The sequence below is a fragment of the Maritimibacter fusiformis genome, assembly GCF_008086115.1.
Classification (GTDB): Bacteria; Pseudomonadota; Alphaproteobacteria; order Rhodobacterales; family Rhodobacteraceae; genus Muriiphilus; species Muriiphilus fusiformis.
Map to the genome: position 1 here is coordinate 267,590 of NZ_VSIY01000015.1, position 21,376 is coordinate 288,965.

A 21,376-nucleotide genomic window follows, 5' to 3' on the forward strand; every position below is an offset into this window, starting at 1 on the left:
CGCTCAGGCGGTTTCGATGGTGATCCGCCCGTCCGGCACGCCCTTGTCCTTGAGGGTCTGCACCACAGCGTCGATCATCGGCGGCGGCCCGCAGACATAGAAGCGGCGGTCGTAATCCTCCAGCACATCGTCCAGCATGTCGCCGTCGATCATCCGGTTGAAAAGCCCGTCGACCGCTTCGTCGGTCACGGTAAAGACGGTTTTCAACCCATCCATCCCTTCGAATTCCTCGCGCCGGATGATGTCCTTTTCCAGCCGGTTGCTGAAGATCAGCGTGCAGCCGTCCAGCGCATCGTCGCGTTGGCGCCGGCGCAGGATCGCGATGAAAGGTGTCACACCTGCGCCCCCGGCGATGAACACGCCCGGCCCCGCGTCGGTGATCGCGCCGAAGACATCGCCAACGATGACCTTGTCGCCGGGGCGCATCTTGCCGATCTGCTCGGTTACGCCGCCGTGGTCGGGATAGCTCTTGATGGTGAATTCAAGGAAATCGTCCTCGGGCAGACTGGTCATGGTGAAAGGCCGCGCCTCGTCGCGCCAGCCGTCACGGTCCAGTGCCAGCTCGACGGCCTGACCGGGCTCGAAAGTGAACCTCTCGGGCTTGTCGAACCGCAGGCAATGCACGTCGTGGGTGACCGGCTCGATCTGGTTCAGGGTGAGTATATGTGTCATCGGCGCCTCCTCGTGTTTCGCGTCGGCTCATGTCCTTCATATGGTTCGATGCGCGACGGTGAAAAAGGTTCCGATCGGATTGCGGGGTTTCGACGTATTGCCCGCGAGGCATCGCCGATTGTGCGCATCCCGCCCGGATGCTAGATGCCCGGCAAACAGATGGAGAATGGACGTGAGCACCGATTACATCGTCAAGGACATCGCTCTGGCCGATTATGGCCGCAAGGAGCTGGATATCGCCGAAACGGAAATGCCGGGCCTGATGGCGCTGCGCGAGGAATACGGCGAAAGCCAGCCGCTCAAGGGTGCGCGGATCGCCGGCAGCCTGCACATGACGATCCAGACCGCCGTGCTGATCGAGACGCTGGTGGCGCTGGGCGCGCAGGTGCGCTGGGCGTCGTGCAACATCTTTTCGACCCAGGACCATGCCGCGGCGGCCATCGCGGCGGGCGGAACGCCGGTGTTCGCGATCAAGGGCGAGACGCTTGAGGAATACTGGGACTACGCCGACCGGATCTTTCAGTTCGACGAGGGTGGCGCGAACATGATCCTCGACGATGGTGGCGACGCGACGCTTTACATCCTGATCGGCGCGCGGGTCGAAGAAGGCGAGACCGACCTGATCGAGACCCCGACCAGCGACGAGGAAGTGGCCCTTTTCGCCCAGATCAAGAAGCGGATGGCGGCCAGCCCCGGCTGGTTCGTGAAACAGCGCCACATGATCAAGGGCGTGTCGGAAGAAACCACCACCGGGGTGCATCGTCTCTACAAGATGATGGAAAAAGGGCACCTGCCGTTCCCGGCGATCAACGTGAATGACAGCGTCACCAAGTCGAAATTCGACAACAAGTATGGTTGCAAGGAAAGCCTTGTCGACGGCATCCGCCGCGCCACCGACACGATGATGGCAGGCAAGGTTGCGGTGGTTTGCGGCTATGGCGACGTCGGCAAAGGCTCGGCGGCCAGCCTACGTGGTGCGGGTGCGCGGGTGAAAGTCACCGAAATAGACCCTATTTGCGCGCTTCAGGCCGCGATGGACGGGTTCGAGGTGGTTCTGCTGGAAGACGTGGTGTCATCGGCGGACATCTTCGTCACCACCACCGGCAACAAGGACGTGATCCGCATCGAGCATATGCGCGAGATGAAGGACATGGCGATCGTCGGCAACATCGGCCACTTCGATAACGAGATTCAGGTGGCCAGCCTCAAGAACCACAAGTGGACCAACATCAAGGACCAGGTCGACATGATCGAGATGCCGTCGGGCAACCGGATCATCCTGTTGTCCGAGGGGCGGCTCTTGAACCTCGGCAACGCCACCGGCCATCCGTCCTTCGTGATGTCGGCCAGTTTCACCAACCAGGTTCTGGCCCAGATCGAGCTTTGGACGCGCGGTGAGGAATACGGCAACGAGGTCTATATTCTGCCCAAGCACCTGGACGAAAAGGTTGCCCGGCTGCACCTGGACCGGATCGGCGTGAAGTTGTCGACGCTGAGCGCAGAGCAGGCGGACTATATCGGCGTGAAGCCCGAAGGGCCGTTCAAGCCCGAGCACTACCGCTACTGAATTGGCGGCAGGTTCCCGCGATCTGGCGGGAACCTGCCCGTTTCGGCGACGTGGATCGGCAGATTCCGGCGCATGGCCGGCGGGCGGTGCGGCGCCGGGAACCAAAACGGGCATGGCGGGTTTCCATCTCGTTCCTGTGAACGAAGGAGATCTGACATGAAACTCAAGACGTTGACGATGACCGCGGCGGTGGCCGCGTTGATGGCGGGCGGCGCTGTCGCCCAGGACACCCAGCCGAGCGAGATGACCACGGGCGACACGATGTCCGCGCCCGAAATGCAGCCGGCCTTTACCTCGATCGAGGAAATGACCGTCGGTGACGTGATCGGCACGGTCACCTATGACCCGGACGGCAATCGGATTGCCGAAATCGACTATGTGATCGCCGGCACCGACGGGCCTGCGGCAGTGCTGGGCATCGGTGGGTTCCTGGGCCTTGGCGAATACACCGTTGCGGTGCCGCTGGACGAGTTCACCCTGCGCGAGGACGGGCGGACGTTCGAGCTGGGCACCAGCAAGGAAGCGCTCGAAGCCCTGCCCGAATTCGACGAAAGCAACGCCGAAAGCCTGCCCGACGACCTGGTGATCGGAAGCCTGATGCCGGACGACGACGCGATGTTGCCGGATGACGCGGACACGGGCGTCGAAGATGACACCGGCGACGGCGACACTGGCGAAGGCGATATGGGCGACGAAGGCGATACCGGTGACGGCGAGTCGAAGTAACCCTGTTTCACCGTCACAACTGCGAAGGGCGCGCTGTCAGGGCGCGCCCTTCATGAATTCTAGTCTGCCTCACCGAAGCCGAAGGTCTCGGTGACATAGTCGATATCCTTGTCGCCCCGTCCCGACAGGTTGAGCAGGATCGACTTGCCCGGATGCTTCGGTGCCTCACGCATGGCAAACGCGATTGCGTGGGCGCTTTCAAGCGCGGGGATGATCCCCTCGTGACGCGAGATCGCGTAGAAGGCATTCAGCGCCTCCTTGTCGTCGCAGGCGGTGTAGGTGACCCGACCGGTGCGGTGAAGATGCGCATGTTCCGGCCCTACGCCGGGGTAGTCCAGCCCGGAGGCAATGGTATGAACCGGCGCAGGCTCTCCGTCCTTGTCCTTCAGCACGATGGTGCGGAAGCCGTGGATATCGCCGTCTTCGCCATAGGTCAGCGTCGCGGCGTGATCGCCCAGATTGGATGACGTGCCGAGCGCCTCGACGCCGTAGAGCGCGACGCCCTCGTCATCCATGAACCCCGAGAACAGGCCCATCGCGTTGGAGCCGCCGCCGACGCAGGCCGCGACGATATCGGGCAGATCGCCGGTCATTTCCATGAATTGCTCACGCGCCTCGATGCCGACGATATGCTGGAAATCGCGCACCATCATCGGGAACGGGTGCGGTCCGACGACCGAGCCGATGGCGAACAGCGTCGTGTCCGCCTGCGGGACATAGGCGTTGAAGGCGCTGTCGACCGCCTCTTTCAGCGACCGCCCGCCAAAACCGACCGGCACCACGGTTGCACCTAGAAGCTTCATGCGGGTGACGTTGGGCGCCTCTTTCTCGATGTCGATCTCGCCCATGTGAATTTCGCATTCCATGCCGAAATAGGCCGCGGCAGTGGCCAGCGCCACGCCATGCTGCCCGGCGCCGGTTTCGGCGATCAGCTTGGTCTTGCCCATGTGCTTGGCCAGCAGCGCCTCGCCCATGCAGTGGTTGAGCTTGTGCGCGCCGGTGTGGTTCAGGTCTTCACGTTTGGCATAGATCTGCGCCCCGCCGCATTTGTCGGACAGGTTCTTGAGATAGCTGACCGGGGTGGGTCGTCCCTGGAAATGCTTTCGGATATAGCGGAGATCACGGATGTATTCGGCCGATTTCGAGATCCGCAGATAAGCCTCGCGGATTTCCTTGAAATGCGGCTCCAGCGGCGGCGGCAGCATCGCGCCGCCATACTCGCCGAAAAAGCCTTCGCTGTCGGGCGTGCTCTTGAGATAGTTCATTCGTTTAAGATCTCCTCCGGTTTCACACCCGAGGTCTGGCAAGAAACCGGCGATCCGACAAGCGGCTTTCGTTTTCCGGCATGCCTTATCCGGCACGCTGCGTCGATGTGACAGGGGGAATTCAAGGCGAGAATTCCCTTTGGTTCGGCCGGGATTGGGCTTACCTTTCCGCCCGACAGGGTCTGCCCTGACGATATACAACCGGGAGAGTGAGTATGGGAAAACGTGACGATCTGATCGCCAAATATGCCGATGACCTCAGGAACAAGTGCGGGATGACACCCGACATGGACCTGCTGACCAAGGTTACCATCGGTTGCGGCCCGGCGATCTACAACGCCGATGCCGAAACCGTTGCCGCGACGCAGGAAAGCGAGCTTGAGACCGTGAAGAACAACTTCCTGATCAAGAAGCTGGGGCTGGCGGACAGCCCGGCGTTGATGGAGGCGATCAATTCGGTGCTCGACACCTATGGCCGGTCCGAGCGCAACAAGTATCGGCCGGTGGTCTACTACATGCTGACCAAGCATTTCGGCAAGGAATCGGTCTACGGCTGAACCGTTGAGCCGGACGGTGCAGGGCGGTCGGATCTTCCGGCCGCCTTTTTCGCTTCCGGCAACGCGTTGAATTCGAACAAAATTCGAAACACTTGGCGATTGCACCAACCGGCCACAGCCCATAGTGTCAGGGGCAAGACCAGGACGGTCGGACCTGATTTCAAAGAACACGTGTGGTGCTGAGGGAGCACGTGGGGTGGAAGGAGGGTTCCGAACGCGGGGTCGGGACCCTCCTTTTTATTTCAGAACAGCACCAGGATCGCGCCGATGATCGCACAGCCGATCGTCGCATAGCCGCCGTCGATCACGGTCAGCATGAATGGCCGCATTCCGTAGGCGTTGTTGATCATGATCCACGGCGAAATGAAGAACAGCCCGATCGCTCCGCCGTGCAGCAGGCCAGAGACGGGCGTGTCGATCCCGGCCAGCGCAAAGACATAGCGCATCAGGCCCGCGACAAGCACCATGCAGACCGCCGACAGCACGAAGGGCAGCGCGCTGCCGCCGACCGGTCTGCCATTCTCATCCGTCTCGATTCCCACCACGGCCAGCCAGGGTTTCGACAACGCCATATACCAGACCGCACCGAAAACCCATGAGCCGGCAGCAGCCGCGAGCACGTTGATCGTTTCCATTCGCCCTTCCCCTCTGCGTCGTTTTGTCGCGATTATGCAGAAGGACCGGGAAACCGCCTAACCTTTTTCGCCAGCTAGCTCCAGCACCACCCGCCACTCCTCCGGGGTCACGGGCTGCACCGACAGACGCGAATTGTTGACCAGCACCATGTCCTTCAAACGCGGCTCGGCCTTGCACATATCCAGCGTGACGGGATTTGCGATGGTGCGAACGGCCTTTACATCGACGCATTCCCAGCGTGGGTCGTCGGTGGTGCTGTCGGGGTGCGCTTCGGCACAGACCTCGACGATCCCGACGATGCGTTTTTCGTTCACCGAGTGATAGAAGAAGCCCAGATCGCCCAGCTTCATCTCGCGCATGTTGTTGCGCGCCTGATAGTTTCGCACGCCGTCCCATTCCTCGCCCGCGTCGCCCTTGGCAAGCTGGTCGTCCCACCCCCAAGTGTTCGGTTCGGTCTTGAAAAGCCAGTAGCGCATCAGCCTATCACCTTCTTCCATTCCTCGATCCGCACGTCGAAAAATAGCCCGGCCCGCGCATAAGGGTCGCCCTCGGCCCAGGCCTCGGCTTCGGCGCGGCTGTCGACGGTCAGGATCACGAGCGAGCCGCACATCGCGCCCCCCGCGTCCAGAAACGGCCCGGCCTGGGCCACCACGCCGGTGTCCGCGATATAGGCAAGGTGCGCGTCGCGGTTGGCCTTGCGGGTTTCGATGGCACCGGGCTTGTCAGTGCAGATCAATGCGAACATGCTCTATTCCTCTTTCAATGGCCGCGCGAACAACAGTTCGACCGCTTCCCTGACCGTGATTGCCTGATCGACGAGCGCCACCACCATATCGGCGATCGGCATGTCGATTCCTGCGGATGTGGCCGCGTTAGACACTGCTTTAGCCGTCGCGCGGCCCTCGACGGTGGTGCCGTCATCGGGCGTCGTTCCCCGGCCCAGTGCCAGGCCATAGGCGTAGTTGCGCGATTTCTCCGAGGTGCAGGTCAGCGCCAGGTCGCCGAACCCGGACAGGCCGGCCAGCGTTTCGGGATGCGCGCCGCGCGCGCCCGCAAACCGCGACATCTCGGCATAGCCCCGGGTCATCAGCGCGGCCCGCGCGCTTTCGCCAAGACCCGCGCCCATCGCGATGCCACAGGCGATCGCCACCACGTTCTTGAGCGCACCGCCCAGTTCGACGCCGGTCAGGTCGGTGGAGCGGTATAGGCGAAGGTTGGCGGTCGACAACGCCCGCTGCAACGGCTCGGGGTCTTTCGCGGCCAGTGTCAGCGCGGTGGGAAGCCCGGCGGCGATATCGACGGCGAAGCTCGGCCCCGACAGGATCGCCGGGGTCGCATCGGGACAGGTGCGCGCGATGATCTCGGCCGGGCCAAGTCCGGTGGCAAGGTCGATACCCTTGCAGCAGGCCACCAGCGTCTTGCCACGACACAAGGCCCGATGCTCGGTCAGGAATGCCGCGAGTTGCTGCATCGGCACGGCCAGCAGCAGGATATCGGCACTTGCAGCCCCGGCGATGTCGCCGGTCGCGACAAGGCTGTCGGGAAAGCCATGCCCCGGCAGGCGGCGGGTGTTTTCGCGCCGCTCCTGCATGTCGCCGGGGTCGCGCGCCCAGAGTGTCACCTTGCGCCCGTCGCGGGCAATCGAAATGGCCAGCGCCGTGCCGAAGGCGCCTGCGCCCAGAACCGAAATCCCGCTCATGCCTTCGCCCCTTTCTTGCCCGATCCAAGCATGGCGGGGCTCTGTTGGTCCAGTGGCCAGCGCGGGCGCGCGGCCAGCGTCATGTCGTCGGTCAACCCGGCGCGCAACCGCTCGATCCCGGCCCAGGCGATCATCGCGGCGTTGTCGGTGCAAAGCGCCAGGGGTGGGGCAAGGAAACGCGCGCCGAATTCCTTTGAAACAGTCTCTAATGCCGCCCGAATCTGCATGTTTGCCGAAACACCGCCCGCGACGGCAAAGACCGGGTCGAACGGATTCGAGGCTATGTATTCGCTCAGCGCGCGCCGCGATTTCTCGGCCAGCACGTCGGTGACAGCGGCCTGAAACCCGGCGCACAGGTCGGCGCGGTCCTGCACCCGCAGCCCGCCATGCGCCTCCACCAGCCTGTCGCGCTCTCGCAACAGCGCGGTCTTGAGGCCGGAAAAGCTCATGTCGCAACCCGGCCGGTCCAGAAGTGGGCGCGGCAAGGAAAACCGGGTCGGATCGCCCGATTTCGCCTCGGCCTCGACCGACGGGCCGCCGGGCTGTGGCAGGGCAAGCAGCTTGGCGGTCTTGTCGAACGCCTCACCGGGCGCATCGTCGATGGTGCCGCCAAGACGGGTGAAGTCGTCGATGCCGTGCGCGATCAGGAACTGGCTGTGACCGCCCGAAACGAGCAGCATCAGGTAGGGAAAACTCGCGCCATCGGTCAGCCGTGGCGTCAGGGCGTGGCCGGCGAGGTGATTGACCCCGATCAGCGGCAGGCCGGTGCCCGCCGCCAGCCCCTTGGCCAGCATGACCCCGGCCAGCACGCCGCCGATCAACCCCGGCCCGGCGGTCACCGCGATGGCGTCGAGCTGGTCAAGTGTCACGTTCGCGTCGGCCAGGGCCTGCTCGACGCAGAGGTCCAGCTTCTCGGTATGAGCGCGGGCGGCGATCTCGGGCACGACGCCGCCGAAGGCTTCGTGCAGATCGGTCTGGCCCAGGACGACAGACGACAGGATTTCGGGCGCGGCGCCGTCGCAATGGCGCACGATGGCCGCGGCGGTGTCGTCGCAACTCGATTCGAGGCCAAGGATGGTGACGGGTTCGCTCATGCCGTGCCGGTTGCGATGGGGTTCGGAGCGGGGTAACACCAGCCGACGCCCCACACAATCCCGAGACGCCGATGACGCCCACGCTTGTTCTGACACGACCCGAAAGCCAGGCGCGCGCGCTGGTGGCGGAGTTGGGCCTGGACCTGCCGGTGGTGATCGCCCCGGTTCTAGAGATCGCGCCCGCCGCCCCGCCGCCGGATCTGGGCGGTTATCGCGGCGTGATCCTGACCTCGGTGAACGGGGTCGATCATGCGCCCGATCTGACCGGAAAGCGGGTCTATTGCGTCGGGCAACGCACCGCCGAGGCTGCGCGGGCCAAGGGTGGCGATGTCAGGCTGGTAACGCCTGACGCCGCGCGCTTTGTCCGCCAGATCCAGGCCGAAGGACCACTGGTGCATCTGCATGGCCGCCACCGGGCCGGCACGGTGGCCGAAGACCTGACTTTGGCTGGATTAGAGACACATTCCGTCACGGTTTACGAGCAAAACGCCCTGTCGCTGACCGAGGAAGCGAAGGCGTTGATCGAGGGTTCGTCCCGGGTCATCCTGCCCCTCTATTCTCCGCGCACCGCCAGACTGGTTGGGGCGGGTGTCGCGCGGGTCGGGCCGAATGTGCATGTCATCGCGATCAGCCCGGCAGCAGCCGAAGCCTGGACCGCCGAGACCGGACATTCACCCGAGGTCTGTGCCGAGCCTGATGGCGAAACCATGCGCAAGCGGATTCGTGCGGCCTGCGAGACTGAGTCGCCTTGAGGCCGGTCAGGGGCGCGTCTAGGGTTGTCGGGCACCCGTGACGGGCTCGCAGATTCGAAAGGGAGTGAATGGCCAAACCTCCGAAACCATCCGAAAAGCCCGACGAGCCACTGGCCGATGACGTCAAGGACGCGATCGAGGATGCGGTCGTGCTGGACGAACCCGTCGACGATCCAGTGCCCCCCGATGACGAAGCGGCGCAGCCGGAAGAGACGCCGGACAGGCCCGAAGACCCGCCGCAGCCCACGCCGCCGGCCGCTCCCGCGAAACGCCGGGGCGGGATGGGGGTTGCGTTCGGCCTCATACTGGGCGGGCTTGTCGCGGCGGTGATCGGGTTCGCGGCGGCGCGCACAATCGTGCCGGAGGGCTGGCCGTTTCCGGGCGTGGCGCCTGAGCCTGACCCGCTGATCGCGGTAATCGAAGCGCAGGACGCGCGGATCGCCGGGCTGGAGGCGCAGGCCGAGACGCTGGCCGCCGAGGTCGAAGCCCAGAGCGCCGACGACAGCCTGTCGGTGCTGCGCGATGAGATCGAACAACTGATTGCCGAGAACGCCGAGGCGACGACGACCCGGCTCGACGACCTTGCTGCGCGGATCACGGAGATCGAAAAGACCGCGCCGGGCGGTGGAACCGAAGCCGCCGAGGCCGCCGCCGCAGCCTATGAGCGCGAGCTTGCAGAGATCCGCGCGATGGTCGAGGCGGAACTGGCCGAGTTGCGGACGGTTCAGGAAAAGGCCGAGGTGCTGGAGCAGGAGGCCGCCGAAGCGGCCGGCGACGCGGCTGGCCGTGCCGCCTTGGCCCGAGTTGTGGCGGCGCTCGACACCGGACAGCCGTTTGCCGAGGCGCTCGATGAACTGGCGGCGATCTCGGGCGAGGCACCGCCCGACGCGCTTGCCAGCCTTGCGGCCGATGGCGCCCCGACACTGGCCATGTTGCAAGACAGCTTTCCAGCCGCTGCCCGGGCCGCGTTGGATGCGTCCATTCGCGCGGCGGTCGAGGATGGCAGCATGAACCGCTTTGCCGCCTTCTTGCGGACCCAGCTTGGCACGAGGTCGCTGGAACCCAGGCCGGGCGACGACCCGGACGCGATCCTGTCACGCGCCGAGGATGCGCTGCGCAAGGGCCAGATCGTTGAGGCGCTGGGCGAGCTCGATGCCATGCCCGAGGCGGCCCGTCCCGCGCTGTCCGAATGGCGGACCATGGCCGAAACCCGCCTGGCGGCGCTGAACGCCGGGGCCGATCTGGCCGAAGCGCTGAAATAAGGATGAATTGATGCTCTGGTCCCTGTTCAAGATTGTCCTTTTCGTCGTCCTGATCGCCGCGCTGACGCTGGGCGCGGGCTATCTGATGGAGACCGAGGGCGGCGTGCGCATCGCCATCGGAGGCACCGAGTTGACGCTGGGCACGTTCCAGACCGTCATCGCGCTGATCGTGCTGGTTCTGGCGGTCTGGCTGTTGATCAAGCTGGTCAATCTGCTCGTGGCGGTGGTGCGGTTTCTGAACGGGGACGAGACCGCGATCAGCCGCTACTTCGACCGCAACCGCGAACGCAAGGGCTACGAGGCGCTGGCCGACGGGATGATGGCGCTGGCCTCGGGCGAGGAAAAGGTCGCGATGTCCAAGGCAGCGCGGGCCGAGAAGTTCCTGCACCGGCCCGAGTTGACCAACCTGATCACCGCGCAGGCCGCCGAGATGTCGGGTGACCGCAAGAAGGCCGAACAGGTCTACAAGCGCCTGTTGGCGGATGAGCGCACGCGCTTTGTCGGCATCCGCGGCATCCTCAAGCAGAAGCTCGAGGACGGCGACACCGAAACCGCGATGAAACTGGCGGAAAAGGCCTTTGCCCTGAAACCGCGCCATGCCGAGACCGGCGATATCCTTCTGGCGCTTCAGGCAACGCAGAACGACTGGACCGGCGCACGCAAGACGCTGGGCACCAAGGTCAGGACCGGGGCGCTGCCAAAGGACGTGGGCAAGCGGCGCGATGCGGTCCTGGCGCTGCAGGAGGCCAAGGAGGTGTTCGCCGAAGGCAATTCGATCCGCGCGCGCGAATCGGCGATCGAGGCCAACAAACTGTCGCCCGATCTGATCCCGGCGGCGGTGATGGCGTCAAAAAGCTATCTTGAGAAGGGCAATGCCCGCTACGCCGCGCGCGTGCTCAGCAAGACCTGGCAGGCCCAGCCGCACCCCGACCTTGCCGCCGCCTTCGCCGCGATCCGCCCGGACGAGACACCGGCTGAGCGGTTGAAACGCTTCAAGACCCTGACCAAGCACCGCCCCGGCCATCCCGAATCCCGGATGCTGCTGGCGGAACTGCATATCGCCGCCGAGGACTATGACAAGGCGCGCGACGTTCTGGGCGATCTGGCCGAGACCAACCCGACCCAGCGCACCCTGACGCTGATGGCGGCGATCGAGCGCGGTCAGGGCGCCGACGACGACGTGGTTCGCGGCTGGCTGGCAAAAGCCGTGGTGGCGCCGCGCGGCCCGCAATGGGTCTGTGAGAAGTGCAATCATATCCACAGCGACTGGGCGCCGGTCTGCCTGGGCTGCGGTGCCTTCGACACGCTGAGCTGGACGGTTCCCTCCGAGGGCGAGATCAAGATGCCGGGCGGAGCCGAGATGCTGCCGCTCCTGGTCGGCAAGCCGCGCGAGCCGGTCGTGACCGAGCCGGACCCGTCGCCGGATGCGCCGCAGGACGAACCGGTTGAGCCGCCGCATGCGGATTACGTCGAGCCGGAAACCGTCGACGGCGAAGTGCTTGCCCCCGAGGTTGAGGCGAAACCCGAAAAATAGGGCTACACACCGCCGGGGCGTGGTGCTAATGACCCGGCACCACGCGAAGTGCCGGTGTAGCTCAGCTGGTAGAGCACGTCATTCGTAATGATGGGGTCGGGGGTTCGAGTCCCTTCACCGGCACCACTTCGCGGTCTTCCGAACACCCCCTATTCGAACAGGATGTCCGACAGGCTGAACTCGCCAGGCGCGATGCCGTTCAGGGTGATTTCGCCGTTGTCCCATGAGATTCGCAGGTCGCCGGCGGCGCTGGACAGGGTCAGGTCGGAGGCTGTTGCCTGCCGGATGACGATCAGGTCGACGTCGGGATTGAAGTCGGTGATCCGGTCGTAGCCGCTGGTGTCGGTGTCGAAGACGAAGGTATCGGCGGCGATCCCGCCGGACAGGAGGTCGTCGCCCGCCCCTCCGATCAGCCGATCCGCGCCGGGGCCGCCGAACAGCCGGTCGTTGCCTGACCCGCCGTCGAGCAGATCGTTGCCGAGCTGGCCGATCAGCCTGTCGTCGCCGCTGTCGCCGGCAAGGTCGTCGTTGCCGGTGCCGCCCCAGAGAAAGTCGTTTTGGCTGCCGCCCCGGATGAAGTCGTTGCCATCGCCGCCCGACAGGCGGTCATGCCCGTGCCCGCCGATGATGATGTCGTTGCCTTCGTTGCCGCGAATCCGGTCGCGGGCGGTGCCGCCGTCGAGATAGTCGTCGCCCGCGCCGCCATTCATCAGGTCCATGCCATAGCCGCCATAGAGTCGGTCATTGCCGTCAGCGCCGTGAATGGTGTCTTCGCCATCGCCGCCGAACAGGAGATCGTCACCGTCGCCGCCGGACAGGGTGTCGTTGCCGTTGCCGCCGCGCAGGGTGTCGGCGCCTGCGTCGCCGCGCAACACGTCGTCGCCATCCTCTCCGATCAGGGTGTCGTCGCCGTCGCGGCCGAACAGCATGTCGTCGCCGTCGCCGCCATTCAGGAAATCGTCGCCGCCGTCGCCGAACAGCCGGTCACGATGGGCGCCGCCATAAAGCTTGTCGTTGCCCGGGCCGCCTTCGATCCGGTCCCAGCCGCTGCCGCCATAGACGATGTCGTCGCCGCCACCGGCCAGCACGAGGTCATTGCCCGCGCCGCTGCGGATGAAGTCGCAGTCATCGCCGCCGTCGATCAGGTCTTCGCCACTTCCGGTGAAGATCACGTCGCAGCCTGCGCCCGCGATGATCACGTCACCGTCGCTGCCCTGGCTTTCCGACAGGTCGCGAAACAGGTCGTCGCCGTCCTCGAGATGCACCAGCTTGACCCCGGCGCCGCCGAAGACGCTGTCGTTGCCGTCCCCGGCCCAGACGGTGTCATTGCCGGACCCCGGCGCGATGGTCTGATCGCCGGGACCGCCGAACAGGATGTCGTCGCCGTCGGTGCCGGTTATGTCATGGGCGGTATCGGCGGGAAACTCGTAGTCGCTGAGGTCGAGAGGCCGATTCAACCCGGCAAGCACCGCCGCGCGCACGGCGGCGGGGTTGAGCGTGGTTTGGCCCGGGCCGTGCAGCACCAGCACTTCGCCGCGCCAGACCACCTCGGCCCCGGTCGCGGTGGGGGTGATGGTTAGGCTGGCGGGGTCGTGGAACATCGGCCAGGCGCTGAGATCCAGCCGGTCGAGGGCCGGGTTGAAATCCGTGATGATGTCCTCGGTGCCATCGTTGCGCAGCACGAACAGGTCGCGCCCGCCGCCGCCGGTCATCAGGTCACGGCCAGCGCCGTCGACGATCACGTCATCCCCGTTCCCGCCGGAAATCTGGTCCTTGCCGCTATTGCCGATCAGGAAGTCGTCACCGGCACTGCCGGAAAACGTCTGGCCACCCTCCGTGGCGGCGTGGGTGATGCCCTGGTCCGCGATGTCGATGGCCAGGTCGGTCAGCCCGGATTCGGCTTGCGAGGCCACCAGGAGGCGCAGGGTGTCGCCAAGGACCGTGCCTGCGATGGCGGTCACGTTCTGCAAGCTGGTGTCGTGGCGATCCTCGATCGAGGTGAGGTATTGCAACTGGCCGCCCGGGAGCAGGGCAAACAGGCTGAGCCCGTCGTCGGCACCGCCCGCGACAAGGTAGGTGATACCGCCCGCGGACATCGCGGCGACGCTCTGGACGCCGCCGAACCGGGTTTCGAGCGTGTCGAGCACATGGTCGGTCGGGGTCAGTGAGCCGGTGGCCCCGACCAGAAACACGCTGAGTGCGCCTGCCGTATCCTGCGCCGAGGCGACGATGAGGTATTGAGCGCCTCCAATTTCCGCGGTGGCGAGCGCGGTGGGGACCATCAGCCCGACACCCTGGTCCGGCCCGCTCTTGTCGGCGGCAACCGGGCCGTTCGGCGTGAGACGGTAGCTGGTGATCGCGTGGTCGGACCCGGAGGCCGCGATCAGGATATCCGAGGTGCCGACCTCAAGCGTTGCGAACCGCGTGATCGCGCCGCGCAGGGCGCCGGGGCTGTCGGGCATGTCGCTCTGGTGCGTCAAAGCGTTCGGCCCGGTGACGGTATAGGCGGAAAAGCCGCCATCCGGCTGGGCGACCACCAGCCCTTCGGGGGTCTCGATCAGGGCGGGCAGGCGGCCTTCGGGCGCGGTGAAGCCCGAATAGGCCGTGAAGCCGCCGATGCTGCCATTGGCTGGCAGGGAATAGCTGCCCAGCGCGGTCGGGCCGGTCGCGCCGATGACCGCGCGCAAGCCGTTGCCGGTGTCGACCAGTGCCAGGTCGCGGGTGATGCCCGAAGCCCAGGACGGGTTGAAGAACTGGTGGTCGAGCACGGTCGTGCCGCCGTTCTCGGACAGGCGCAGGCTGACCAGCCCGCCGTTTGGCCCCGACAGCGCATAGACATGCGCGGTCGCACCGTTCCCGACCAGTTCGAGATCGCTGATCGCGCTGTCCAGCGCCTCGTAACCGTCGGTGATGATTCCCCGCACCTGGAATTGCATGATGACACCCCACGTCTCACCCGTATCCAGTGACATTGGGGGCGCATTCGGCCATCCTCCGGCGCCGGTTTGTGGCCAAATCGCGGAGAATGCCTCAACTGTGCAGGGTTATGTTAGCCGGGGCGTTAACCCTGCGTCGGGTTCAGGCGGACAGACGGGCCTCGTGCTGGTGGATCGCGGCCTCGATATCCTCGAAATAGGTCAGGCGGCCGTCCTCGAGGATCAGTGCGGTGTCGCAGTAGTCGCGGATATCGCGCATGTTGTGGCTGACCATGATCGCGGTGGCATTGGCGACGCGGTGGCGAAACACCGCGCGGCTCTTGCGGCGAAAGGCGGCGTCGCCCACGGACGTCACCTCGTCGACCAGGTAAGTGTCGAAGCGGATGCCCATCGCCGCGCCGAACACCAGCCGCGAGCGCATGCCGGTGGAATAGCTGCGTAGCGGCATGTGGAATTGCTGCCCAAGCTCCGAGAAATCGGCGACGAAGGCCATCAGCGACTCGGTCTCGACGCCGTAGACACGGGCGAGAAAGCGGACGTTCTGCGCCCCGGTCAATTCGGGGTGGAAGGCCCCGCCCAGCCCGACCGGCCACGAGATCGAGCCGTCACTGACGATCCGCCCGCTATCGGGCCGGATGGTGCCCGCGATCAGGCCCAGAAGCGTCGATTTGCCTGCCCCGTTGCGACCCAGAAGCGCCAGTGTCTGGCCGGTCGGCAGGGTAAAGCTGAGCCGATCGATCACGGTGTGGCGGCGGCCCAGCACCCGAAAACTCTTGGTCAGGTTCTCGAACCGCAGCATGGGCTAGCTTCGGTCGCGCAGACTGTAGGCGATCAGCGACAGGATTGACCACCCGAGGATCAGCAGCAGCGCGGCGAGGCTGAAGATCACTGGCCGGCGCGGAAACTCGGATTTCTCGGCCAGCGTCGGACGGATGAAGGTGGCGAGGTAGAGGGAATCGCGTGTCGAACTGGCAATGGCGGCGTCGAGCGCGGCGAGGGCGCTGCGGTAGCTTTGCTCGGCGAATTCCAGATCGACGGTCAGGTTCTCGTATTCCGCCAGCAGCGCCGGATAGCCCGCCTGCCCGGCGACGCCGGTTTCCGCGACGTTACGCCGTTCTTCGGCGATGCGCGCCCGGATCACCGTGATCTGGCGTTCGGTGCGCTTCAGCCTTGCGTCCTGGTCGGTGGTGGTCGCGGCCAACAGGTCGTGGTCGATCAGGACCTGAGCCAGTTGCTGTTGCAGGCTGTTGAGCACCCCCATCCGGCCCTGCAGATCGGTGGACGGATTGACGATCTGGGTCCGGGTGCGAAAGGCGACCAGCGCGCTGCGGGCCTCCTTGAGGCGCATCACGGCTTCGTCCAGGTCTTCCTCGGCATAGCGCAGGGCGTCGGCCCGTGCGCTGGCGTTGAGTTCGTTGACCAGCACCCGGCTTTCATCGAGCACCTCCTGCGAAATGCGCTGCGCCATGTCGGGCGAGAACGCCAGCACGCGCAGCGTCATCAACCCGGTCGACTGGTCATAGGCCAGCCGCACCATGCACTGCCAGAAATCGTGCAGGTCTTCGGCGGTGCCGCCGGGGGCCAGTGTGAACAGCGGGTCGGTGTCGTGTGCGGCGGTGAAATGGCCACGAAGGTCGATCCGGGCGTCGATCCGGGTGACGAGATCCTGACTCTGGATGAACTCATAGAGAATATCGGCTTCGCCGCCACCACCGCCGCCGGTGAACTGGACCAGCCCGCCGAACATGTCGGCGGGCGCAGCCGCCTCGTCCCGCCGCACGGAAAAGCCGGTGGTCGAGGCGAATTGATCGATGCTGCGCTCGGACAGATACCAGCCGACCGCGCCGAGGGGCGCGAGCACGAACAGGATGAACGAGAACACCAGCGCCCAGTGCCTGCGCCGCATGCGCGCAGGTTCGGCAATCGGAAAGATCTCGATCACCTGCGGGCGTGGTTTCGCCGGCGGCTTTTTCGGCCCGTTCTTGCGATTCGCCGGCGCCTTCGGCCCCGGTTTTCGCCGCGCGGACAGGGCCGAATCCTCCCGCCGGATGTCCTGCTTTTCTGCAAGCTCCACCAATTCTTCACCTCTTGGCCGCAAGATCGCGGCGTGACTGGGGACCATCAGAAAGGGAATTGGTGAATATCTCGCAAATGCAGCGCACGGTTTCTGCGCCCCGGCCCGTCAATCGCGGGCGGCGGTTCGCGACCGGGCGGGTGGTCGTCGCGCTGATCCTGCGCGAGATGGCGACGCGCTATGGCCGCTCGCCCGGTGGCTATGTCTGGGCGGTGCTGGAGCCGGTGGGGTTCATCGCGATCCTGTCTGTCGCCTTCGGGCTGGTGATGCACACGCCGCCGCTGGGGCGCAGTTTCCTGCTGTTCTATGCCACCGGATTCCTGCCGTTTCACTTGTATCAGAGCCTGCACGGCACGATCAGCGCGTCGATCCGGTTCTCGCGTCCGCTCTTGATGTTTCCCGCCGTCACCTGGCTGGACGCGGTGATCGCGCGGTTCGTTCTGAACCTGCTGACGGGGCTGATCGTGATCGGGCTTGTGCTGGGCGGGGTTCTGGCGGTCGAGGGATCGGGGGCGATGCCAGATCTGCCTGCGCTGGTGCGTGCGCTGGGCCTGACCGCGCTGCTCGGGCTGGGGCTGGGCACGTTGAACTGCCTGCTGTTCGGGTTGTTTCCGCTCTGGGAAACGATCTGGGGCATCGCCATGCGCCCGCTGATCCTGGTCTCGGGCGTGTTTTTTCTGGTCGAGGACCTGCCGCGCGCGGTGCAGGCGGTATTGTGGGTCAATCCTCTGGTGCACCTGACCGGGTTGATGCGGGCCGCGGTCTATCCGACCTATGCGCCGCAATACGCCGCGCCGCTTTACCCGGCGTTGATCGGGGCGGTGGCGCTGGCGCTGGGGCTGTTGTTCCTGCGCGGCTGGCACAAGGACATCATCGCGCGCCGCTAGGCTCAGGTGATGACGTCGGGTGCGTTGCGGCCGGTGCGGGCGCGGATGCCGGCAAGCTCTTCGGCGGCGCGGATGACCGGGTCCAGTGCCTGTTGAACGTCGAGGTCGAGGTCTTTCGGCCCCGGCACCACCCGTTCGAGATAGAGCCGCAGCGTCGCGCCCTCGGTGCCGGTGCCCGACAGGCGGATGACAAGGCGGGACTGGTCCGAGAACACCACACGAAGACCCTGTTGCGCCGAAACAGAGCCATCTATCGGGTCGGTATAGGCGAAATCGTCGGCGGCGCTGACGGTCATGCCCTGCACCACGGTGCCCGGCAGATCACCAAGCCGGGCGCGCAGGTCGTCGACGATGGCGCTGGCGGTGTCGATGGGCAGCGCCTCGTAGTCATGCCGGGAATAGTAGTTGCGGCCGAACCGCGCCCAGTGGTCGGTGAGGATCTCCGCCACCGACTGACCGCGCGCCGCGATGATGTCGAGCCAGAACAGCACCGCCCAAAGCCCGTCCTTCTCGCGCACATGATCCGAGCCGGTGCCGAAACTTTCCTCACCGCACAGCGTGACCCGCCCGGCATCCAGCAGGTTGCCGAAGAATTTCCAGCCGGTCGGGGTCTCGAACGCCGGAATGCCAAGCGCCTCGGCGACGCGGTCGGCAGCGGTCGAGGTCGGCATCGAGCGGGCGACGCCGCTGATCCCATTGGCATAGCCGGGCACGAGATGCGCGTTGGCGGCCACCACGGCGAGGCTGTCGGAGGGGGACACGTAGATGCCCTTGCCCACCACCATGTTGCGGTCGCCATCGCCGTCCGAGGCCGCGCCGAAATCGGGCGCATCGGGGCCGAACATCACGTCCATCAGTTCATGCGCCCAGGTCGGGTTCGGATCGGGATGCATGCCGCCGAAGTCGGGCAGCGGCGTGCCGTTCACAACGGTGCCTTTTGCAGCGCCCAGGCGGTTTTCGAGAATCTCGGTCGCATAGGGGCCGGTGATCGCGCACATCGCGTCGAACCGCATCCGAAAACCACCCGCGAAGGAGGCGCGCAGGCGGTCGAAGTCGAACAGGGTCTCCATCAGGTCGGCATAATCGGCCACCGGGTCGACGACGCTGACCACCATGTCGCCGATGGTCGTCTCACCGACACGCGAAAGGTCGACATCCTGTGCTTCGAGAACGCGGTAGTTGGCCAGGCTCAGGGTCTCGGCGTGGATCGCGTTGGTGACGCTTTCCGGGGCCGGGCCGCCGTTCGGCGTGTTGAACTTCAGCCCGAAATCCTCGTCGATCCCGCCGGGGTTGTGGCTGGCCGACATGATGAAACCGCCGTCGGTCCGGTTCAGCCGGATCAGGTGGCTGGCGGCGGGGGTCGACAGCAACGTATCGCGCCCGACGATGACCCGCGCCGCGCCGTTGGCCGCGCACATTCGCAGGATCACCTGCGCCACCCGGTCCGAGAAATAGCGCCCGTCGCCGCCCAGCACAAAGGTCTTGCCCGTCGCGCCCCCGATGGCGTTCAGGGTCGCCTGCACGAAGTTCTCGACGAAGTGCGGCGCCATGAAGACGCGGGTTTTCTTGCGCAGACCGGAGGTGCCGGGTTTCTGGCCTTCGATCGGTTGGGTGGCGACGGTCACGATGCTCATTTGGGCTCCTCCTTGGCGGGGCGGGCGAACAGCAAGACGGATTGCGCGGGCGCCGTGATCGGCGTGCTAACGGGCCGATCATCGGCCTTGGGGTCGCTGCTGTCGAGAATCTGGTGCCAGGGGCCTTCGGGCAGCACCACCTTGCGTGCGGCACCCGCGTTGAACACTGCGAACACCTGCATTTCAGGGTCGGTGTCGGCGCATTCGGCAGACATGCGCACGATCAGGCCGATGACGCTCAGATGGTCGTGCCAGTCGTCATCCTCGGGCGTGCGACCATCCGGGTGCCACCATTCGAGGTCGGGCAGCCCATCTGCTGCACGGGCGCGGCCATGCAGGAAGGGCCGCTGCGACAGCACCGGGTATCTGCGGCGCAGGGACGTGAGCTTTTGCGTGAAGGCCAGAAGCCCCGCGTCGGCGGTCGGCCAGTCGATCCAGCCGATCGCGTTGTCCTGGGCATAGGCGTTGTTGTTGCCGCGCTGGCTGTTGCCGATTTCGTCACCACCCAGAAGCATCGGGATGCCTTGCGACAGGAACAGCGTGGCGAGGATTGCCCGTTGGCGGCGGGCGCGGGCGGCAATAATCTCGGGGTCGTCGGTTGGGCCTTCGACGCCGAAATTGTCCGAGAAATTGCCGGTGTGGCCGTCGCGGTTGCCTTCGCCGTTGGCCTCGTTGTGCTTGTGGCGGTAGGACACCAGATCGGCCAGGGTGAAGCCGTCATGGCTGGTGACAAGGTTGATGCTGGCGGTGGCGCGGCGGCCGTCGCGGTCGAAGATCTCGGGCGAGCCCAGCAGCGCCTTGGCCAGCGCCGGCAGCATGTGTTCATCGCCGCGCCAGAATGCACGCACGTCGTCGCGGTAGCGGTCGTTCCATTCGTTGAACGGATGCGGGAATGCACCTAGGCGATAGCCGCCGGGGCCAACGTCCCAGGGCTCGGCGATCATCCGGGCGGGAGCAAGCACCGGGTCTTGCCTGAGCGTATCGAGAAAGCTCGAGGTGAACCCATGCGCACCGCGTGTCAGCGAGGCGGCGAGGTCGAAGCGAAAGCCGTCGACATGCATGTGCTCGACCCAGTAGCGCAGCGAATCCATCACCATGCGCAGAACGGCCGGATGGTCGAGGTTCAGCGCGTTGCCGGTGCCGGTGTCGTTGACATAGTGACGCCGGTCCTCGGTCAGCCGGTAGTAACTCGCGTTGTCCAGCCCGCGAAACGACAGGGTCGGGCCGAAGGCGTCGCCCTCGGCGGTGTGGTTGTAGACCACGTCGAGGATCACCTCGATCCCGGCGGCGTGAAACCGGCGCACCATCTCCTTGAACTCGGCAATCCCGGCGCGGGACATGTAGCGCGGTTCGGGTGCGAAAAAGCCGATGCTCTGATAGCCCCAGTAGTTGCGCAGGCCGCGCTCGGCAAGAAAGCGGTCATCGACGAAGGCATGGACCGGCAGAAGCTCGATCGCGGTCACGCCGAGGCTGGTCAGGTGGTCGATCACCGGATCGGACGCCAGCCCGGCATAGGTGCCACGCAGTGCCGGATCGACCTTGGGGTGAAGCGCGGTCAGGCCCTTCACATGCGCCTCGTAGATCAGCGTTTCGGTGCTGCGGTGGTGTGGCGGGGTGTCGCCCTGCCAGTCGAAATCGTCGTGGCCCAGCACCACGCCCTTGGGCATGGCAAAGGCGGAATCGCGGGTCGAATAGCTGAGATCGCCCGCCGCCGCGCCGACTTCATAGCCCATCAGCGCCTTGGACCAGCGCAACTTGCCGTCGATCTGGCGAGCATAGGGGTCGATCAGCAGCTTGTTGGGGTTGAAGCGGTGGCCGCCCGCCGGATCATATGGCCCATGCGCGCGCAGCCCGTAGCGGGTGCCGGCCCGCACGCCCGCGATATGGCCGTGCCAGATGTCGCCGTCACGCTCGGGCAGAGGAATGCGGGCCAGTTCGACGCGGCCATCGTCGGAAAACAGGCATACTTCGATCTGCGTGGCATTGGCCGAGAACACCGCGAAATTGACGCCGTCATCATCAGCGCTCGCCCCCATCGGCCAGGGCCGACCGGGGGTGACATCGAGGCTTGCGACCATGTC

The 21,376-nt window shown here is 65.6% G+C and carries 19 protein-coding genes and 1 tRNA gene; 8 read left to right on the plus strand and 12 right to left on the minus strand.

Annotated elements, in window-relative coordinates; translation table 11 throughout:
* Window positions 1-3: 3 nt before the first annotated feature.
* Complete coding sequence (locus FVF75_RS16045) at window positions 4-672, minus strand: FAD-binding oxidoreductase (protein WP_148379802.1); 669 nt, start codon at window positions 670-672, stop codon at window positions 4-6.
* 166 nt (window positions 673-838) lie between these two features.
* Here FVF75_RS16045 and ahcY point away from each other — a divergent pair, with 166 nt between their 5' ends.
* Both ahcY and FVF75_RS16055 read left to right on the plus strand, forming a co-directional pair.
* Complete coding sequence (gene ahcY, locus FVF75_RS16050; protein WP_148379803.1) at window positions 839-2,239, plus strand: adenosylhomocysteinase; 1,401 nt, start codon at window positions 839-841, stop codon at window positions 2,237-2,239.
* A 156-nt stretch (window positions 2,240-2,395) separates the two neighbouring features.
* Window positions 2,396-2,965 carry a hypothetical protein gene (locus tag FVF75_RS16055; RefSeq protein WP_148379804.1) on the plus strand — a complete coding sequence of 190 codons (570 nt, stop codon included), beginning with the start codon at window positions 2,396-2,398 and terminating at the stop codon, window positions 2,963-2,965.
* A gap of 59 nt (window positions 2,966-3,024) precedes the next feature.
* Here FVF75_RS16055 and trpB read toward each other — a convergent pair whose 3' ends face one another.
* Window positions 3,025-4,230 (minus strand): tryptophan synthase subunit beta, encoded by a 1,206-nt coding sequence (gene trpB / locus FVF75_RS16060; protein ID WP_148379805.1) that lies wholly within the window; start codon window positions 4,228-4,230, stop codon window positions 3,025-3,027.
* A 215-nt stretch (window positions 4,231-4,445) separates the two neighbouring features.
* Between trpB and FVF75_RS16065 the strand changes: the two genes are divergently transcribed.
* Window positions 4,446-4,787 carry a DUF2853 family protein gene (locus FVF75_RS16065; protein WP_148379806.1) on the plus strand — a complete coding sequence of 114 codons (342 nt, stop codon included), beginning with the start codon at window positions 4,446-4,448 and terminating at the stop codon, window positions 4,785-4,787.
* A gap of 242 nt (window positions 4,788-5,029) precedes the next feature.
* Here FVF75_RS16065 and FVF75_RS16070 read toward each other — a convergent pair whose 3' ends face one another.
* Genes FVF75_RS16070 through tsaD form a run of 5 tightly spaced genes read right to left on the minus strand, consistent with a single transcriptional unit; the run spans window position 5,030 to window position 8,216 of the window.
* Window positions 5,030-5,422, minus strand: coding sequence for a DUF1761 domain-containing protein (locus FVF75_RS16070; RefSeq protein ID WP_148379807.1), 393 nt, complete (start codon window positions 5,420-5,422; stop codon window positions 5,030-5,032).
* Between the two features lie 57 nt (window positions 5,423-5,479).
* A complete protein-coding gene (locus FVF75_RS16075; protein ID WP_148379808.1) occupies window positions 5,480-5,899 on the minus strand; it encodes an EVE domain-containing protein in 420 nt (139 codons plus the stop codon).
* Window positions 5,899-6,168: a YciI family protein gene (locus tag FVF75_RS16080; protein WP_148379809.1), complete on the minus strand. Its 270-nt coding sequence runs from the start codon at window positions 6,166-6,168 to the stop codon at window positions 5,899-5,901. Before FVF75_RS16080 ends, FVF75_RS16075 begins: the two co-directional genes overlap by 1 nt.
* A 3-nt stretch (window positions 6,169-6,171) precedes the next feature.
* Entirely contained in the window at window positions 6,172-7,122 is a 951-nt protein-coding gene (locus tag FVF75_RS16085; RefSeq protein WP_148379810.1) for an NAD(P)H-dependent glycerol-3-phosphate dehydrogenase, read from the minus strand.
* The gene (gene tsaD, locus FVF75_RS16090) at window positions 7,119-8,216 is read right to left on the minus strand and encodes a tRNA (adenosine(37)-N6)-threonylcarbamoyltransferase complex transferase subunit TsaD (protein WP_148379811.1); all 1,098 of its coding nucleotides are present in this window, start codon (window positions 8,214-8,216) and stop codon (window positions 7,119-7,121) included. The genes FVF75_RS16085 and tsaD overlap by 4 nt, the downstream gene beginning before the upstream one ends.
* 71 nt (window positions 8,217-8,287) lie before the next feature.
* Between tsaD and FVF75_RS16095 the strand changes: the two genes are divergently transcribed.
* The 4 genes from FVF75_RS16095 to FVF75_RS16110 all read left to right on the plus strand — a co-directional run bounded on the left by FVF75_RS16095 (window position 8,288) and on the right by FVF75_RS16110 (window position 11,890).
* Window positions 8,288-8,968 carry a uroporphyrinogen-III synthase gene (locus FVF75_RS16095; protein ID WP_148379812.1) on the plus strand — a complete coding sequence of 227 codons (681 nt, stop codon included), beginning with the start codon at window positions 8,288-8,290 and terminating at the stop codon, window positions 8,966-8,968.
* Between the two features lie 68 nt (window positions 8,969-9,036).
* Window positions 9,037-10,230, plus strand: a complete 1,194-nt coding sequence (locus tag FVF75_RS16100; protein WP_148379813.1) for a COG4223 family protein — start codon at window positions 9,037-9,039, stop codon at window positions 10,228-10,230.
* 10 nt (window positions 10,231-10,240) lie between these two features.
* Window positions 10,241-11,764 (plus strand): heme biosynthesis protein HemY, encoded by a 1,524-nt coding sequence (locus tag FVF75_RS16105; protein WP_148379814.1) that lies wholly within the window; start codon window positions 10,241-10,243, stop codon window positions 11,762-11,764.
* Between the two features lie 50 nt (window positions 11,765-11,814).
* Window positions 11,815-11,890, plus strand: a tRNA-Thr gene (locus FVF75_RS16110).
* 23 nt (window positions 11,891-11,913) lie between these two features.
* On the opposite strand, the gene FVF75_RS16115 is transcribed toward FVF75_RS16110, so the two are convergent.
* From FVF75_RS16115 to FVF75_RS16125, 3 genes are all read right to left on the minus strand, one after another.
* Window positions 11,914-14,700, minus strand: a complete 2,787-nt coding sequence (locus tag FVF75_RS16115) for a calcium-binding protein (protein ID WP_148379815.1) — start codon at window positions 14,698-14,700, stop codon at window positions 11,914-11,916.
* A 142-nt stretch (window positions 14,701-14,842) separates the two neighbouring features.
* Window positions 14,843-15,499, minus strand: a complete 657-nt coding sequence (locus tag FVF75_RS16120) for an ABC transporter ATP-binding protein (RefSeq protein ID WP_148379816.1) — start codon at window positions 15,497-15,499, stop codon at window positions 14,843-14,845.
* Window positions 15,500-15,502: 3 nt separating this feature from the next.
* Entirely contained in the window at window positions 15,503-16,774 is a 1,272-nt protein-coding gene (locus FVF75_RS16125) for a KpsE/RkpR family capsule polysaccharide export protein (protein ID WP_148379817.1), read from the minus strand.
* 62 nt (window positions 16,775-16,836) lie between these two features.
* Between FVF75_RS16125 and FVF75_RS16130 the strand changes: the two genes are divergently transcribed.
* Window positions 16,837-17,661, plus strand: coding sequence for an ABC transporter permease (locus FVF75_RS16130; protein ID WP_246138114.1), 825 nt, complete (start codon window positions 16,837-16,839; stop codon window positions 17,659-17,661).
* A 2-nt stretch (window positions 17,662-17,663) separates the two neighbouring features.
* On the opposite strand, the gene FVF75_RS16135 is transcribed toward FVF75_RS16130, so the two are convergent.
* Window positions 17,664-19,295 carry an alpha-D-glucose phosphate-specific phosphoglucomutase gene (locus FVF75_RS16135; protein ID WP_148379818.1) on the minus strand — a complete coding sequence of 544 codons (1,632 nt, stop codon included), beginning with the start codon at window positions 19,293-19,295 and terminating at the stop codon, window positions 17,664-17,666.
* Window positions 19,292-21,373: a glycogen debranching protein GlgX gene (glgX, locus tag FVF75_RS16140; RefSeq protein ID WP_148379975.1), complete on the minus strand. Its 2,082-nt coding sequence runs from the start codon at window positions 21,371-21,373 to the stop codon at window positions 19,292-19,294. The genes FVF75_RS16135 and glgX overlap by 4 nt, the downstream gene beginning before the upstream one ends.
* Window positions 21,374-21,376: the final 3 nt, after the last annotated feature.